The organism is Mesorhizobium norvegicum, from assembly GCF_004919685.1.
GTDB classification, from domain to species: Bacteria; Pseudomonadota; Alphaproteobacteria; order Rhizobiales; family Rhizobiaceae; genus Mesorhizobium; species Mesorhizobium norvegicum.
In genome coordinates this window covers 99,273-114,578 of sequence record NZ_SMYZ01000003.1, presented here as the reverse complement: position 1 = coordinate 114,578, position 15,306 = coordinate 99,273, and the positions used below count along the sequence as shown (strand labels likewise).

Sequence of the window (15,306 nt, the reverse complement as noted above, 5' to 3'; positions counted from 1 at the left end):
TCCGGCATACCGGCGCCATCGCTAACCGGCAAACAATTGCCGGCATGATTAAGGATCGGTGTGCATGGGCTCGCGATCGTGGCGGCACGCTACCAGCGCACGAAAAACCGCCCGCCGAGCGCGCCAAGCAGCGCGAGTGCTGCGATCGCTATCGTGTACCAGGTGGCAACGAAAAGCGGCGAATCGTCGAAGCAGTGCGCGGCGTAGAAGGTCGCCGCCAGCCCGCCGGCGAGCAGACCCGCCACCGCACCGGCAAGCACCGGTCGTGTCGGCGCGCCATAGCGCAGCATCCACAGGAAGATGGCAAGCGGGCCAATGCCGATCAGAGGGATGAAGCCCATGCAGATCATCATGTTGTTGCCGACCATCCGTGTACCCCACAGCGCCTCCGGCACCATGAAAAGCTCCAGAAGCACCGCCACGGCTACCAGCATTGGCGCCGCGGCCATCCAGGCCATCGCCCGGCCCGTCGAGGCACCCGGCGTCGACAAGGCGCGGATCAGGGCGAAGGCGCTGACGGCAAGCACGATGGTGAAAACAAATTTGGAAAGAAAGCGCATCGTGTGCGCGGCCGCCATGAAGTCCGGGCGCGGGCCGATGGTCAGCAGGAAAACGGCTGCCGCGATGACAACGGCCGCACCGGCGGCCATCCACCAAGCCGATCGCAGCGGCATCGCCTTGCTGCTTGCATCGGCGTCCAGCGCCTTGATGAGATCGTCCGTCCTCATGTCATTCCCGCCCGAATCGCCCCTGCCCGAATCGCTTGGCTATCGCGGCAAGTCCCCGATGCAGCGACACACGCACCGCCGTCTCGCTGATGCCGAACTTTGCCGCCGTCTCACCGATGGACCGCCCTTCCACCGACACGGCCGAGACCACGGAGCGCTGCGCCGGCGACAGGCTGTCCAACGCCCGGTTGATGTCGCGCTCGCTGACGGTCTCCGTTTCCGGCTCGGCGAAAGTCTCGGCAATATCGTCGACATCGATCTCGATGCGCCGCCCACGCCGCCGGAACGCGTCGATGAGCTTGAAGCGGGCGATCGCATAGATCCATGGCAACACCGGCGCATCCTGGCGCCAGGTATGCCGTTTCACATGAATGGCCAACAAGGTTTCCTGCACGACATCCTCGGGATCGACCCCGCCTTGCACGATCTTGCGCCGGACAAAACCGCGCACCAGCGCGGCAATCCGGTGCAGAAAGTCGGCATAGGCCTTTTCGTCTCCCGCGATCGCGGCCCGCATCAGCCGGGAAAGCTCGGCCTCATCCTTGCCGCTCACAAGAGTTACTCCCCCGATTTTCGCGTCTCGGCGCTGATTTGTTACGTGGCCGGCGAAATAATGTCCAAGCCAAACTGTCGGCAAATCACGAAAGTTTGCGGCACCCCGAGCCGCGAGCATCACGCGGAATTGTCCGTTCGGCACCGACTTTTGCACTTCAGCGACCGATTGAAGCACAACAACAATGTTGACTATTGCTGTCAGGTATCGATAGGTGCAGCCGAGACAGACCTGAGACCCCTGAGATCGAGGACAGTGCCAATGAAATACGCTCTTTCCACCCTCGCCGGCGCCACCGCGCTGGCAATCAGCCTGATCGGCGGCCCGGCGATGGCGGAAGATGATGGCATCATTGTCTACAACGCCCAGCACGAAAACCTGACCAAGGCGTGGGCCGAAGGCTTCACCAAGGAAACCGGCATCAAGGTCACCGTGCGCAATGGCGGCGACAGCGACTTCTCCAACCAGATCGTCGCCGAGAGCACGTCTTCGCCGGCCGACGTCTTCCTCACGGAAAACTCGCCGGCCATGGTGCTGGTCGAGACATCAGGCCTGTTCGCGCCGGTCGACGCCGACACGTTGGCACAGGTTCCCCAGGACTATCAGCCGGTCAGTGGCAAATGGGTCGGCGTTGCCGCGCGCAGCACTGTCTTTGCCTATAACAAGACCAAGCTGACCGCCGACCAGCTGCCCAAGTCGATGCTTGACCTTGCCGATCCGAGCTGGAAAGGCCGCTGGGCCGCCTCCCCGTCGGGCGCCGATTTCCAGGCCATCGTCACCGCGCTGCTTCAGCTCAAGGGCGAGGCCGCCACGGCGGACTGGCTGAAGGCGATGAAAACCAATTTCACCGCCTACAAGGGCAACAGCACGGTGATGAAGGCGGTCAATGCCGGCGAGATCGAAGGCGGCGTGATCTACCACTATTACTACTTCGGCGATCAGGCCAAGACGGGTGAAAACAGCAAGAATGTCGAGCTGCACTATTTCAAGAACCAGGATCCGGGCGCGTTCGTCTCGATCTCCGGCGGCGGTGTGCTGGCCTCGAGCAAGCATCCGAAAGAAGCCCAGGCCTTCCTGAAATGGGTGACAGGCAAGGGCGGCCAGGACGTGCTGAAGACCGGCGATTCCTTCGAATACGCGGTCGGCAAGGGTGCGGAGTCCAACCCGAAGCTGGTGCCGCTCGTCGATCTGCAGGCACCGAAGGTCGATGCCACGACGCTGAACTCCAAGAAGGTCACCGACCTGATGACGGCAGCCGGCTTGCTTTAGTTGCCATTCCTCCTAAAAGGACAACCGACCACGCTCCCGCGGGAATTCGCCTTCCGCGGGAGTGATTTTGTTTTTCGAGATGGCATTCGTCGATGACGACACGCTGTGTTCCCGACCGCGATCGCGGTCCTTCAATTGCTGCCGCTGGACGGCAACGGCACGGCGTCTGACCTGATGCAGTCTGCGGTCGATCTAGCGCGCTCAGGCCTGCCTTCGGGCACAAGTCGAAGGGCTCGGCGACGCGCACCGCTTTGGCTGGTCGTCGCCGCCATCTTCGTCGCGCTGCTGGCGCTGGTGCCGCTTGCCTTCATCATCTGGATCGCGGTGCAGACCGGCTGGGAAACCGTCTCGGCGCTGGTCTTCCGGCCGCGTGTCGGCGAGCTTCTGGTCAACACTCTCCTGCTGGTCGCGCTCTCCGTGCCGATCACGATCGTGCTGTCGGTTACACTGGCATGGCTGACCGAGCGCAGCGACCTGCCGGGCACCCGGCTCTGGGCCTGGCTGTGCGTGGCGCCGCTCGCCATTCCGGCTTTCGTACACAGCTATGCCTGGATCACCATGGTGCCGGGACTGCACGGCCTGTGGGCCGGCGTGCTGGTTTCCGTGATTGCCTATTTCCCATTCCTGTATCTGCCGGTGTCGGCGGCGTTGCGCCGCCTCGATCCCGCCCTCGAGGACGCCGCCGCCGCACTCGGCCTTGGGCCCTGGCGCGTGTTCTGGCGTGTCGTGCTGCCGCAATTGCGGCTTGCCATCTGCGGCGGCTCGCTGCTGGTCGGCCTGCATCTGCTGGCCGAGTACGGCCTCTATGTTTTCATCCGCTTCGACACCTTCACCACGGCAATCGTCGACCAGTTCCAGTCGACCTTCAACGGACCGGCCGCCAACATGCTGGCTGGCGTGCTGGTGAGCTGCTGCTTCGTGCTGCTCGGCCTCGAAGTGCTGGTGCGCGGCGAGGAACGCTATGCCCGTGTCGGCTCAGGTGCGGCGCGCTATCAGCAGCGTGCAAGCCTCGGACGCGCCACCATCCCGAGCCTGCTCTTGCTTGTCGTCACCACGCTGCTGGCGCTTGGCGTGCCGTTCGTCACCATTGGCGGCTGGCTTGCCGCTGGCGGCGCCGCTGTCTGGCGCTTCGACGAGATCGGCCTGGCGCTTGGCCAGACGCTTTTCCTGGCGCTCGCCGGCGCATTGCTCGCCACGGTCGCCGCCATGCCGATGGCCTGGATCTCGATCCGCGCGCCGGGGCCGCTGCAGCGTCTGCTGGAGGGCTGCAACTACATTGTCGGCTCGTTGCCGGGGGTCGTCATTGCGCTGGCGCTGGTCACCATCACCGTGCGCATAGCGCTTCCGCTCTACCAGACCCTGTTCACCATCCTGGTTGCCTATGCGCTGATGTTCCTGCCGCGCGCGCTGGTCAGCTTGCGGGCGTCGATCGCGCAGGCGCCGGTCGAACTCGAACGCGCCGCTTCCAGCCTCGGCCGGCCGCCGCTGCTGGCGCTGTGGTCGACGACGATCCGCCTGTCGGCGCCAGGTGCCGCGGCCGGCATGGCGCTGGTGGCGCTCGGCATCATGAACGAACTGACCGCGACCCAGATGCTGGCACCGAACGGTACCCGCACGCTGGCGATGGCGTTCTGGTCCTACAGCGGCGAGATTGATTATGCCTCGGCGGCACCTTACGCCTTCATCATGGTGGCGATGTCGCTTCCCTTGACCTGGCTGCTCTATGTCCAGTCGAAACGGATGGCCGGACGATGAGCTTTCTCGAAATCAGCGGCCTGCACAAGCATTACGGCCCGGTGGCGGCCCTTGCCGGCGTCGACCTTAACGTCACCAGCGGCAGCCGCACGGCGATTGTCGGCCCGTCCGGCTGCGGCAAGACGACTTTGCTGCGGCTGATCGCCGGCTTCGAGGCCCCGGACCAGGGCCGCATCACGCTTGACGGCGAGGTGCTGGCCAATGGTGGCGCGGCGGTACCGGCGCATCGCCGCGGCATCGGCGTGGTGGCGCAGGATGGCGCGCTGTTCCCGCATCTGACCATTGGCGACAATATCGGTTTCGGCATGGGCCGCGGCGAGGAGAAGCGCACTGAGCGCATCGTCGAGCTCGCCTATATCGTGGGCCTCGACAAGGCGATCCTCAAACGCCGCCCGCACGAACTCTCCGGCGGCCAGCAGCAGCGTGTCGCGCTCGCCCGCGCCATGGCGATGAAGCCCAGGCTGATGCTTCTCGACGAGCCGTTCTCGGCGCTCGATACCGGCCTGCGCGCCTCGATGCGCAAGGCGGTGGCCGAGCTTCTGGAAGCCGCCGGCATCACCACCATCCTGGTGACGCACGACCAGGCCGAAGCGCTGTCCTTCGCCAGCCAGGTCGCGGTGATGCGCGACGGCAAGTTCTCGCAGGTCGGGACGCCGCGCGACCTCTATCTCAAGCCGAAGGACAGGATGATCGCCGAGTTCCTCGGCGACGCCATCATCCTGCCGGCAAAAATATCAGGCGGCTTCGCCAACTCGCCGCTCGGCCGCATCGCCGTCGACACCAATGAGAGCCGCGATATTGCCCGCATCATGTTGCGGCCGGAGCAGATCGCCTTGAAGAGAACATCGCGCGAAGGCATGTCGGGCACTCCTGACATGCTGTTCGGCGAGGTGACGGAATCGGAATTCGCCGGCTCGACGTGCACGATCGCCGTGCGGCTTCTGAACAGCGCCGATCCGCCCGATGCGGCCGCGATCGGCAACACGCCGCTGGTCCTGCGCAAGCCGGGCATGGACGCGCCGGCGGTCGGCGAGATCGTCCGTCTGACCGTATCGGGAAAGGCGCATGTCTTCGCCTGAACGACCGAAGGCTTTGCCACGCCTCAACGCGGCGGAGCCTGTTCATGCCGTGATGCGTTCGCCCGTTTCACCGGAATAGATCGGCCATTGTTCGAGAAAATCGCAACCGTGCACGACCACGTGCTCGTTGGCGCTGTCGATGAGGACGACCGCATAGGAAGGCGGCGCCTGCTCGACGATCTCGCTCGATCTGTCGAGGGCAAGCTCGAACCTGGCATGCAGGCCGCGCTGCGCCGAGAACGGGATGCCGGCGACCGTGCCGGCAATGTCGCGATGGACGTGACCGAAGAAGATGTGGCGGACATTGCCATGGCGCCGTAACAAGCCCAGCAGCCGTTCGGGCCTCTCGAGCGCCAGCGGATCGAGCTGCGGCAGGCCGAGCGCGACCGGCGGATGATGCATGAAGACGTAGGCCGGCCTGCCGGCCGCATCTTCGAGCCGGGCTTCGAGCCAGGCCAGCCGCCTGTCGCACAATTCGCCTTCGATGCGCCCTTCCGCCAGGCAGTCGAGAAACAGCAGCACCTCGTCGGCCGTTTGATGAGCAGACTGCACGAAGCCGTTCTCATCGACCGGAATCTCGGGAAAGGCTGCGACCAGATTGGCCCGCCGGTCGTGATTGCCCGGCAGCAGCCGCCTGGGCACCGACAGCGCGCTCAGGGCTGTCCTGAGATCGGCGTAGCTTTCGGGCGCACCGGTCTCGGTCAGGTCGCCGGTGAAGACGCAAAGTGCGGCATCGGCGTGATGCGCATTGATGTGGGCGATGCATGAAGCCAGCCGCTGATGCAGGTCGGCGCCATAGCGGCGCTCGCCTTGCCGGCCAAGATGGACATCGGTGACCTGGATAATTTTCATTGCGCGTTTCTTGGATTCGCCGGCGGCGCCTGCCCCGTCTTCGACGACAATGGCTGGTTCAGAAATCAGAATACCGGTTCCGGCACCGAAGCCTTGAAGACCTCGAGACGCGTTCCCGTATCCGACGAGAAGAAATGCAGATCATCGGGCGAAAACCGCAGGCCCACCGCGCTGCCCGGTTCGGGGTGGACGGCCTCCGAGGTCATCACGGAAAACGGCGCGCCGTCGAGATCGACATAGATGACGCGGCCCGCGCCCAGTTCCTCGACCAGGTCGACGGTCGCATCGAGCGCGCCCGCGGTGCCCGGCGCCACCAGCCGCACGGCTTCGGGCCGGATGCCCATCGCTACCTTCGTGCCGACCGGCAGCCCCGCGCGTGCCATGGCCAGGCGCCGGCTGCCGCCAAGCAGCGAGACCCCGTCGAGCTCGACCGTACCTTCGAGGATGTTCATGGCCGGCGCACCGACGAAGGTGGCGACGAAACGGCTGGCCGGACGGCTATAGATCTGGGCTGGCGTGCCGACCTGCTCGACCCGTCCGCCATTCATCACCACCAGCCGGTCGGCCAGCGTCATCGCTTCGACTTGGTCATGGGTGACGAAGACCGAGGTGGCGTTCAGCCGGCGATGCAGCTTGCGGATTTCCGAGCGCATCTGGACGCGCAGCTTGGCGTCGAGGTTGGACAGCGGTTCGTCGAACAGGAACACCTTGGGCTCACGGATCATCGCCCGGCCCATGGCGACGCGCTGCCTCTGGCCGCCGGACAGCGCCATCGGCTTGCGGTCGAGCAGGTGTTCGAGCTCCAGCGTACGGGCAACCGCCTGGATGCGCAGCTGGCGCTCGGCGGCCGGCACGCCGGCCACCTTGAGCGAATAGCCGATGTTCTGCGCCACGCTCATATGCGGATAGAGCGCGTAGTTCTGGAACACCATGGCGCAGCCGCGCTCGCGCGGTTCCAGTTTGTTGACGACGGTGCCATCGATGGCGATCTCGCCGCCGGATATGTCCTCAAGCCCGGCGATCATCCGCAGCAGCGTGGACTTGCCGCAGCCCGACGGCCCGAGAATGACGACGAACTCGCCCGATGCGATGTCGAGGTCGACGCCGTGCACGACCTGCATCTTGGCGTAGCTTTTCTTGACGTCGCGAATGGTGATGGAGGCCATCTTTCGTCTCCTTTCCAGGTCACTTTTCGGTGGCGATCAGGCCGCGCACGAACCAGCGTTGCATGAGCACCACGACAATCAGCGGCGGCAGCATGACGATGAGCGTTCCGGCCATGGCGATGTTCCATTCCGGAATGCCGCCGACATTGGGGATGAGCTGCTTGAGCTCCGTGACTGCGGTCGCATGCGACTGGTCGGTGGTGATGAGCAGCGGCCACAGATACTGGTTCCAGGCCCACAGGAACATGATGGTCCCAAGCGCGGCCATGTTGTTGCGCGACAGCGGCAGTAGGATGTCGATGAAGAAGCGCAGGGCGCCGGCGCCATCCATGCGCGCGGCCTCGGTCAGCTCATCCGGCACGGTGAGGAAGAACTGCCGGTACAGGAAGGTGCCGGTGGCGGTCGCGATCAGCGGCAGGATCAGCCCGGAATAGGAATTGAGCAGCCCGAGACTGAGCGAAACCTGGACGCCCGAGACTTTTTCGATCAGCCAGCTCAGACCGGTCACGTCGAGGATGGCCTGATAGGGCGACAGCACGTTGGCGACGACCGCGTAGGTCGGCACGATGCGCACTTCCAGCGGCAGCATCAGCGTCACGAAGATCAGCCAGAAGATGAAGGTGCGGCCGGGGTAGCGGAAATAGACGATCGAGAAGGCGGTGAGCGCCGAGATGATCACTTTGCCCGCCGCGACGCCGGCGGCCATGATGAAACTGTTCAGAAGCTTGGGGCCGAGGTCAGCCGTCGTCCATGCCGTCTTGATGTTGAGCCAGAAGTCGCTGCCCGGCAGCAGCGACATCGGCACGTCGTTGACGTCCCTGAGATTGTGCGACGCGGCGATGGCAACGACCGCGAACGGCGCGATGCAAAGCACGAAGCCGACGAACAGGATCACATGCGTGAAGAAATTGAGGAACGGGGTGCGCTCTACCATGTCGGCCTCACCTGTAGTGCACACGCCGCTCGATGAAGCGGAACTGGAAGATGGTCAGCACGACGATGAGCACCATCAGGATGATGCTCTGTGCGGCAGCACCCGAATAGTCGAGGCCTTTGAAGCCGTCGGAATAGATCTTGTAGACCATCAGATTGGTGGCGTTCGCCGGTCCGCCCGAGGTCATGATGTCGACGATGCCGAAGGAATCCTGGAAGCTCTCGGTGATGTTGATGACCAGCAGGAAGAAGATCGTCGGCGTGATCAGCGGGAACTGGATGTCCCAGAAACGCCTGACGACGCCGGAGCCGTCCATCGCCGCCGCCTCGATCAGCGAACGCGGAATGGCCTGGAACGCGGCGAGGAAGAAAATGAAGTTGTAGCCGACATATTTCCAGGAAAAGGCGATGATGATCGAGGCCATGGCGTCAGTGCCGTCAAGGCCGGGATCCCAGAAGCCGGGCCAAACCTGGTTGACGACGGCCATGAAGCCGGCTTCCGGCGCCAGGATGAAGCGGAACGCCATGGCCAGCGCCGGCGCCGCGATGCCGTAGGGCCAGATCAGCACCACGCGGTAGAAGCGCGACCCGGTAAGCTGGCGATCGGTCAAGGCGGCCAGCACGAGGCCGACGAACATCGCGAGCCCGGTGCTGATGCCGGCAAAGACAAGACTGGCGGTGATCGAGTTCCAGTAGTCGGCGTTGGCAAGGATCGAGCGGAAATTGTCGAGCCCGACCCAGATGTTGCCGCCACCCCAGGGCTGTTGCAGCGTCAGCGACCAGTACACGGCCTGACCGGCAGGCCAGTAGAAGAACGTGAAGATCAAGAGAAGCTGCGGCACCGCGAAAAGGATGCCGATCGTCCAACTGCTGAAAGTGACGCGTTTTTCCATCGATCCGCCGATACCGTTGAACCGCCAGTCCGCTTTCTCAGCGGAAGACTAGATGTGAAATGGCCGCCCGTCGATTCTCGACGGGCGGCCGTTCCACTATCCGGGATTAGGGCAGGGTCTTGCCCGGATAGGTCTGCTGGAAGCGGTCGAGGATGGCGTTGCCATTCTTGACCAGCGTATCGAGGCCTTCCTGAACGCTGACCTTGTTGGCGAAGATCGCTTGCATCTGCGTGCCGAACTCGGCGCGGATCTGGGTAAAATTGCCCAGCCGCACACCGCGGGTGATCTCGGTCGGCTCGGACGCCGTCAGACTGGCGATCGCCACTTCACGGCCCTTGAAGGGCGCCCTGTCATAGAAACCCTGGGCCTTCAGGTAGTCGAAGCCCGACTTGGTCACCGGGATGTAGCCGGTGTTCGTCGACCAGAACAAAGCGGTCTTGGGGTCGTGGATGAAGTTGAGGAACGCGGCAGCGCCCTTGTACTCCGCATCCGACTTGCCAGAGAGCACCCACAGCGAAGCGCCACCGACGAGCGAATTCTTGCGCTCGGTGCCGGCATAGACCGGCAGTTCGGCGACATCCCAGTTCATGCCTTCCTTCTGCGTCTTGCCGACAGTGCCGTGATCGCCGACCGAGGTCAGGACGACCTGGCAGGTGCCGGAAGCGAAGGCCTGGACCATGTCCTGGCCGAGGTCCTTGGACTTGATCTTGATCAGCCCGGCATCATACCACTTCTTGAGATCGGTGACGTACTGGACGAACTTGGTCTTGTTGACTTCCAGACGCGCGTCGAGGCCGTCATAGCCGTTGTTCTTGGTGGCGATCGGCTGGTTGTGGAGAGCCGAGAACTGCTCCATCAGCTGCCAGCTTTCATTGGCCGAGATGTTGATCGCCATTGGGCATTCATAGCCGGCGTCTTTCAGTGCCTTGAGGTCGGCCGCGACATCTTCCCAGGTCTTCGGCGCTTCGGTCTTGCCGATCTTGGCGAAGGCGTCCTTGTTCCAGTACATCAGCGGGGTCGACGAGTTGAACGGGAAGGACAGCATCTCGCCCTTCGACGTCGCATAGTAGCGTGCGATGCCGGGGAAATAGTCGGCGTAGTCGATCTTGTAGCCGTTTTCTTCCATCAGCTTGTCGGCCGGCTTGTAGGCGCCCGACAGCATCATGGTGGCGGTGCCGACATCATAGACCTGGACGACGGCGGGCTGCTTGCCGGCGCGGAAGGCGGCGATCGTGTTCTGCAGCGTGGCGTCGTAATTGCCCTGGCTGGTGCAGACGACTTCATAGTCGGTCTGCGAGGCGTTGAAGTTCTTGCACAGCGTGTCGACGACGCGGGCCAGATCGCCCGAAAGGCCGAACCAGAAATCGAATTTTACCGGCTCCGCGACGGCAGGCATGACAAGTGCTGCGCTGAGCGCGCCTGCGGCAAGGGCGGCAAAGCCCCGCTTGATGATGGTCATGATTTCTTCCCTCTTGAATGGCTGTTGACAAGGGTCTTGCGCAAATCCTTGCCCGCTCTCTTAGAGAAGGTATGTGACAGTTCTGTTGTGGCCCTTCAGGCCTGTGGACAGCCCGTCTCTCCTCCCCTCCGGCGGTTGCGCCGGCATGAAAATGTCATGCCGGCGCTCTAGGTAGCCAGGGCGGCTGCCGAGGACGTAAAGACCCTGAAGGGCAGCCATCATTATCCGGCTAAGGGGATGGATGAAATGCTGGTGCCACAGCTGACGCATGTTTCACTCGCTGAGCGCCAGGCGATGCGCGACGGGCCGCGCGACAGCGCCACCCATCTGCGCCTGGCTGCCGCCACGCCGGCACTTGGCCAGATCGAGATCGGCGGCAAGGCTTCACGCGAAAGCGCCGGCGAAACGCTCACCGTCATGGCCTGGAACGTCGAACGGCTGCGCCATGGCGATGCCATCGCGGCCACGCTTGCCGGCCAGTCACCGGATGTCGTGCTGCTGTCCGAGGTCGACGAAGGCATGGCGCGCTCAGGCAACGGCCATCCTTTACGCGTCCTTGCCGACCGGCTCGGCCATGCCTTCGCCTATGGCGTTGAATTCGTCGAACTCGGCGGCGGCAACGAGACTGAGCAGGCCGCAACCGGCACGGTCCAGAATACAGAAGGGTTCCATGGCAATGCCGTGACCAGCGCCATCCCGCTGCTTCGCCCTTTCCTGGTGCGCCTCGACGCGGCTGGCGGCTGGTTCCGGCCGGAGCGCGGCCAGCCGCGCATCGGCGGACGCATGGCCATCGGTGGTCAGGTGCGGATCGGCGACCGCAGGGTGACGGTGGTCTCGGTGCATCTCGAAAACCGCACCGATCCCGCCGTCCGGGCCATCCAGACCCGCCATCTCCTCGATGCCATCGACAAATACGATTCGCAGGCGCCGGTCCTGCTTGGCGGCGACTTCAACACGCTGACATCGAGCTATGAGGAGCGCCATGACGATCCCGACGCCTGGGCGGCGCGCATCGCTGCCGAGCCGGACCGGCTGATCGATGTCGAACGCCATGAACCGCTGTTCGCGGTCCTCGCCGGGCGCGGTTACGATTGGAAGGCCGCCAACAAACTCGACCTGCCCACGCAGCGGCGCGAGGCCGGCGATCCCACCCCGCTCGGCCACATCGACTGGTTCTTCACGCGCGGCCTCATCGCAACGGCGCCTGCCGTTCTTCCGGCTGTGCTGGCGGACGGCAGCCCGAGCTCCGATCACGAGGCACTTGTCGTGACGGTCCGCATCGCCTGACGAGCGCCCTCTTCCGGAAAAACACGCCAGGGTTGCAAGCGACTTAATCGATCCTTCAACGGCAAAGCGCTACTCAATCCTGCTGCCTTGTTTATTTCCGGTAGATCAGGTGAAATAAGATGCTGACGGTCTACAATTGTATCGTCAACGAACATGATCTGAGACTGGTCGCACTCGCCGCGCTGATCTGCGGAATTTCCTGTTTCTCTGCTGTCAACCTACTTCACCACATCAGCCGCTCCGCAGATCGGAACCGGCTTGCCTGGTTGATGATTGCGGCAACGTCGACCGGCTTCGGCATCTGGGCAACGCATTTCATCGCCATGCTCGCGTTCACGCCGGGAATACCCAGTGCCTACGATCCGGCGCTCTCCGTGCTTTCGCTCGCTGCTTCGGTCGCGCTGACGGCGGCCGGCATGTGGATCGCCACCTTGCGGGACGAGTTCGATTATCATCTCGTTGGCGGCGCCGTCCTGGGCGGCGGTATCGGTGCCATGCACTACATCGGTATGGCGGCATTCGAAGTCCAGGGCCGGATCGAATGGAACCTGTTGCTTGTCGCCGTTTCCCTGCTGGCCGGCGTAACGCTTGCGGCACTGGCGCTGCGCGTCGTGCTGCGCCGCCCGTCCCTGCGGGCGACATCCGTCGGCGCGGTGCTGCTGACGCTGGCGATCTGCACCTTGCATTTCATCGGCATGGGTGCCGTCTCGATCTTTCCCGATTCCTCGATCGTCATATCCGAATACACGATCGAGCCGACCTCGCAGGCTTTCGCGGCCGCGGCCGCCACGCTGGTGATCCTGGTGCTGTCGGCATCGGCGCTGTGGATCGATTTGCGCTTCCGTCGCCAGAAGCTCGAGGTCGACCGTATGCACGGCCTGGCCAATGCCGCCGTGGAAGGCCTGATCGTCTGCGACGGCAACCGCATCATCAGCGCCAATGACAGCATTGCGAGGCTGACAGGCATGGCAACCGCGACGCTGAACGGAATGCAGCTTGGCGATCTCTTCGGGTCCGATATGTCCGGCTTCAGCGAACAGCCGCAGGAGGTCGAACTGAGGGGCCGCGATGGCACAAGCATTCCTGTCGAGCTGATCGCCAGGAGCATCGACTACTGTGGCAAGCCTCACAACGTACTTGCAGTCCGCGACATTCGCGAGCGCAAGAAGGCAGAACAGGAGATCCTGCGCCTTGCCCATTTCGATCCATTGACCGGACTGGCCAATCGCCGCAGCTTTTCCAGCCGGCTCGAGATGGAAATCGCTGCAATGGGCCGGGCCAGGAAAGGCGGCCACCTTGCGCTTCTGCTGCTCGATCTCGACCGGTTCAAGGAGGTCAACGACCTGTACGGGCACGGCGCCGGCGACGCCATGCTGCAGAAGGTTGCGCATTGTGCGACCGGCGTCCTTGGTCAAGGACAGATGGTGGCGCGGCTGGGCGGCGACGAATTCGCCATCATCGCCCCGAACCTGAGCGACCCGTTGGAGGCCGGCCGTATCGCCAACGCCGTGCTGGCCGCCATGCGTGAGGAAAACCGGCTCTCGGTCGGCGGCGGCCTTGTGTCGGCCAGCATCGGCATTGCGCTTTATCCATCGGATGCCGAAAACCAGACCAGCCTGATAAGCCACGCTGACACGGCGCTCTACCGGGCCAAGACCGAAGGCAAGGACACCTACCGCTATTTCGAAGCCTCGATGGGGGCCGAGGCCCGCGACAAGCGCGTGATGGAGCATGAGCTGCGCCAGGCGGTCGCGCGCCAGGAGTTCTACCTCGTCTACCAGCCGCAGAAGGAGATCAGCAGCGGCAAGATGATCGGCTTCGAAGCCCTGATCCGTTGGCGCCATCCGACGCGCGGCGACGTGCCCCCGAGCATCTTCATCCCGGTGGCCGAAGACAGTGGTGCCATCGGCCAGATTGGCGATTGGGTGCTGACGGCGGCCTGCGAGGAAGCCGCCCGCTGGGAAAATCCGTTGACGGTGGCCGTCAACGTTTCGGCGGTGCAGCTTCACAATCCGAATTTCAGCCGCAAGGTCCACGAAACATTGCTGAATTCAGGCCTGGCGCCCGGCAGGCTCGAACTGGAGATCACCGAGACGGCGCTTGTGAAGGACATGCCGCGCGCGCTGGCCACCTTGCGGCAGGTCAAGGCGCTGGGCGTGCGCGTGGCCATGGACGATTTCGGAACCGGCTATTCCTCGCTCTCCAATCTTCGCGCCTTTCCCTTCGACAAGATCAAGATCGACGGATCCTTTATCAAGTCCGTCGACAAGAACGGCCAGGTCGCGGCGATCGTGCGCGCCGTTCTGGGACTTGGACGCGGCCTCGGCCTGCCGGTTCTGGCGGAGGGTGTCGAGACGCTCGGCGAACTGAAATTCCTGGACGCCGAAGCCTGCGAGATCGGCCAGGGCTACTATATCGGCAGGCCCGGCCTCATCGAGGAATTCGGCGACCTGACCGGTGTCGTCGCACCCACCGTTAGCAACAAAACCGCCAGCCTGCGCGACAGAAGCGTTCTGGCCTTCGCACCCGCGCCAGCACTCGGTCTGAACAGGGCCTAAAAGCAATTCCAGGAAAAGTGTGTAACGGTTTTCCCGGGAAAAGCGCATGGCGCTTTCCCTTGGGAATTGCGTCAAACCGCCCTAGAGGCTGTCGGGCTTGAGCGCGGTCTCGACCAGCCGCCTGGCGTCCGGCCCCGACCATTCGGCCGGGCCGTTCATATGAGCGATCAGGCAGCCTTCGCCGTCGATCAGCATGGTGACGGGAAGGCCGAGCGCCAAGCCGCGCGTCTTGAGGTCGTTGAACAGCGTCATCGTCGAATCCCGGTAGTAGCCGAGCGTCGCGACGCCGGTATCGCTAAGGAACTTCTTCGGCTTCACATCGTCACCGGCATCGACATTGACGGCGATCACCTGAAAGGTGTCGCTGCCCATTTCCTTCTGCAGCGCATCGAGCGCCGGCATTTCGGCACGGCACGGCGCGCACCATGTCGCCCACAAATTAAGCAGCACCGTCTTGCCGGCATGATCGGCAAGCGTCATCGGCTTGCCGTCCGGGCCATTGAAGGCAAGGCTCTTCAAGGATTGCGGCGGATCGGCCGGCAAAAGTGCCGCGACCTCACCGGTGGCCGACGCCGCGACCTTCTTGGCGCGGTCGCTCTTGGCAGCGCAGGCGACATCGTCCTTGCTGTCGCCGACGGCAGCTTGTGCCGGTGCATTGTTGCCAGACCGGCTCTCGCTGACATATACCGCGACCGCGCCGGCCAGCGCGCCCGCCACCAAGGCGGCGAGGATCAGGCGCGGGGCCGGGAAGAATCTATTACCGTCTGCCATTTT

13 protein-coding genes are annotated in these 15,306 nt (G+C 63.8%); 5 read left to right on the top strand and 8 right to left on the bottom strand.

What is annotated here, in order from left to right; genetic code table 11:
* Nucleotides 1-89 precede the first annotated feature (89 nt).
* Both FCU66_RS01715 and FCU66_RS01710 read right to left on the bottom strand, forming a co-directional pair.
* Entirely contained in the window at nucleotides 90-728 is a 639-nt protein-coding gene (locus FCU66_RS01715) for an NrsF family protein (RefSeq protein WP_136619751.1), read from the bottom strand.
* Between the two features lies 1 nt (nucleotide 729).
* Entirely contained in the window at nucleotides 730-1,281 is a 552-nt protein-coding gene (locus FCU66_RS01710; RefSeq protein ID WP_136619798.1) for a sigma-70 family RNA polymerase sigma factor, read from the bottom strand.
* A 261-nt stretch (nucleotides 1,282-1,542) separates the two neighbouring features.
* Here FCU66_RS01710 and FCU66_RS01705 point away from each other — a divergent pair, with 261 nt between their 5' ends.
* From FCU66_RS01705 to FCU66_RS01695, 3 genes are all read left to right on the top strand, one after another.
* On the top strand, nucleotides 1,543-2,550 hold the full coding sequence (locus tag FCU66_RS01705; protein WP_136619750.1) for an iron ABC transporter substrate-binding protein: 1,008 nt from the start codon (nucleotides 1,543-1,545) through the stop codon (nucleotides 2,548-2,550).
* A 174-nt stretch (nucleotides 2,551-2,724) separates the two neighbouring features.
* The gene (locus tag FCU66_RS01700; protein WP_168992000.1) at nucleotides 2,725-4,305 is read left to right on the top strand and encodes an ABC transporter permease; all 1,581 of its coding nucleotides are present in this window, start codon (nucleotides 2,725-2,727) and stop codon (nucleotides 4,303-4,305) included.
* Nucleotides 4,302-5,384, top strand: a complete 1,083-nt coding sequence (locus tag FCU66_RS01695; protein WP_136619748.1) for an ABC transporter ATP-binding protein — start codon at nucleotides 4,302-4,304, stop codon at nucleotides 5,382-5,384. Before FCU66_RS01700 ends, FCU66_RS01695 begins: the two co-directional genes overlap by 4 nt.
* 42 nt (nucleotides 5,385-5,426) lie before the next feature.
* Here the strand turns inward: FCU66_RS01695 and FCU66_RS01690 are convergent, their stop codons facing one another.
* The 5 genes from FCU66_RS01690 to FCU66_RS01670 form a co-directional block, all read right to left on the bottom strand.
* Nucleotides 5,427-6,236, bottom strand: coding sequence for a phosphodiesterase (locus FCU66_RS01690; RefSeq protein WP_136619747.1), 810 nt, complete (start codon nucleotides 6,234-6,236; stop codon nucleotides 5,427-5,429).
* A 65-nt stretch (nucleotides 6,237-6,301) separates the two neighbouring features.
* Nucleotides 6,302-7,402, bottom strand: coding sequence for a sn-glycerol-3-phosphate import ATP-binding protein UgpC (locus tag FCU66_RS01685; RefSeq protein WP_136619746.1), 1,101 nt, complete (start codon nucleotides 7,400-7,402; stop codon nucleotides 6,302-6,304).
* Nucleotides 7,403-7,421: 19 nt separating this feature from the next.
* Complete coding sequence (locus tag FCU66_RS01680; protein WP_136619745.1) at nucleotides 7,422-8,336, bottom strand: ABC transporter permease subunit; 915 nt, start codon at nucleotides 8,334-8,336, stop codon at nucleotides 7,422-7,424.
* A gap of 7 nt (nucleotides 8,337-8,343) precedes the next feature.
* Nucleotides 8,344-9,228 carry a carbohydrate ABC transporter permease gene (locus FCU66_RS01675; protein ID WP_136619744.1) on the bottom strand — a complete coding sequence of 295 codons (885 nt, stop codon included), beginning with the start codon at nucleotides 9,226-9,228 and terminating at the stop codon, nucleotides 8,344-8,346.
* Nucleotides 9,229-9,334: 106 nt separating this feature from the next.
* Complete coding sequence (locus FCU66_RS01670) at nucleotides 9,335-10,687, bottom strand: extracellular solute-binding protein (RefSeq protein WP_136619743.1); 1,353 nt, start codon at nucleotides 10,685-10,687, stop codon at nucleotides 9,335-9,337.
* A 246-nt stretch (nucleotides 10,688-10,933) separates the two neighbouring features.
* Here FCU66_RS01670 and FCU66_RS01665 point away from each other — a divergent pair, with 246 nt between their 5' ends.
* Both FCU66_RS01665 and FCU66_RS01660 read left to right on the top strand, forming a co-directional pair.
* A complete protein-coding gene (locus tag FCU66_RS01665) occupies nucleotides 10,934-11,974 on the top strand; it encodes an endonuclease/exonuclease/phosphatase family protein (protein ID WP_136619742.1) in 1,041 nt (346 codons plus the stop codon).
* Nucleotides 11,975-12,093: 119 nt separating this feature from the next.
* Entirely contained in the window at nucleotides 12,094-14,532 is a 2,439-nt protein-coding gene (locus FCU66_RS01660; RefSeq protein WP_136619741.1) for a sensor domain-containing diguanylate cyclase, read from the top strand.
* Between the two features lie 81 nt (nucleotides 14,533-14,613).
* Here FCU66_RS01660 and tlpA read toward each other — a convergent pair whose 3' ends face one another.
* Nucleotides 14,614-15,303, bottom strand: a complete 690-nt coding sequence (gene tlpA / locus FCU66_RS01650; RefSeq protein WP_136619739.1) for a thiol:disulfide interchange protein TlpA — start codon at nucleotides 15,301-15,303, stop codon at nucleotides 14,614-14,616.
* Nucleotides 15,304-15,306 lie beyond the last annotated feature (3 nt).

Excerpts from the sequence above, each read along its gene's own strand:
- FCU66_RS01715 (WP_136619751.1), bottom strand. The coding sequence starts at position 728 with ATGAGGACGGACGATCTCATCAAGGCGCTGGACGCCGATGCAAGCAGC.
- FCU66_RS01705 (WP_136619750.1), top strand. The coding sequence starts at position 1,543 with ATGAAATACGCTCTTTCCACCCTCGCCGGCGCCACCGCGCTGGCAATC.
- FCU66_RS01700 (WP_168992000.1), top strand. The coding sequence starts at position 2,725 with ATGCAGTCTGCGGTCGATCTAGCGCGCTCAGGCCTGCCTTCGGGCACA.
- FCU66_RS01695 (WP_136619748.1), top strand. The coding sequence starts at position 4,302 with ATGAGCTTTCTCGAAATCAGCGGCCTGCACAAGCATTACGGCCCGGTG.
- FCU66_RS01690 (WP_136619747.1), bottom strand. The coding sequence starts at position 6,236 with ATGAAAATTATCCAGGTCACCGATGTCCATCTTGGCCGGCAAGGCGAG.
- FCU66_RS01685 (WP_136619746.1), bottom strand. The coding sequence starts at position 7,402 with ATGGCCTCCATCACCATTCGCGACGTCAAGAAAAGCTACGCCAAGATG.
- FCU66_RS01680 (WP_136619745.1), bottom strand. The coding sequence starts at position 8,336 with ATGGTAGAGCGCACCCCGTTCCTCAATTTCTTCACGCATGTGATCCTG.
- FCU66_RS01675 (WP_136619744.1), bottom strand. The coding sequence starts at position 9,228 with ATGGAAAAACGCGTCACTTTCAGCAGTTGGACGATCGGCATCCTTTTC.
- FCU66_RS01670 (WP_136619743.1), bottom strand. The coding sequence starts at position 10,687 with ATGACCATCATCAAGCGGGGCTTTGCCGCCCTTGCCGCAGGCGCGCTC.
- FCU66_RS01665 (WP_136619742.1), top strand. The coding sequence starts at position 10,934 with ATGCTGGTGCCACAGCTGACGCATGTTTCACTCGCTGAGCGCCAGGCG.
- FCU66_RS01660 (WP_136619741.1), top strand. The coding sequence starts at position 12,094 with ATGCTGACGGTCTACAATTGTATCGTCAACGAACATGATCTGAGACTG.
- tlpA (WP_136619739.1), bottom strand. The coding sequence starts at position 15,303 with ATGGCAGACGGTAATAGATTCTTCCCGGCCCCGCGCCTGATCCTCGCC.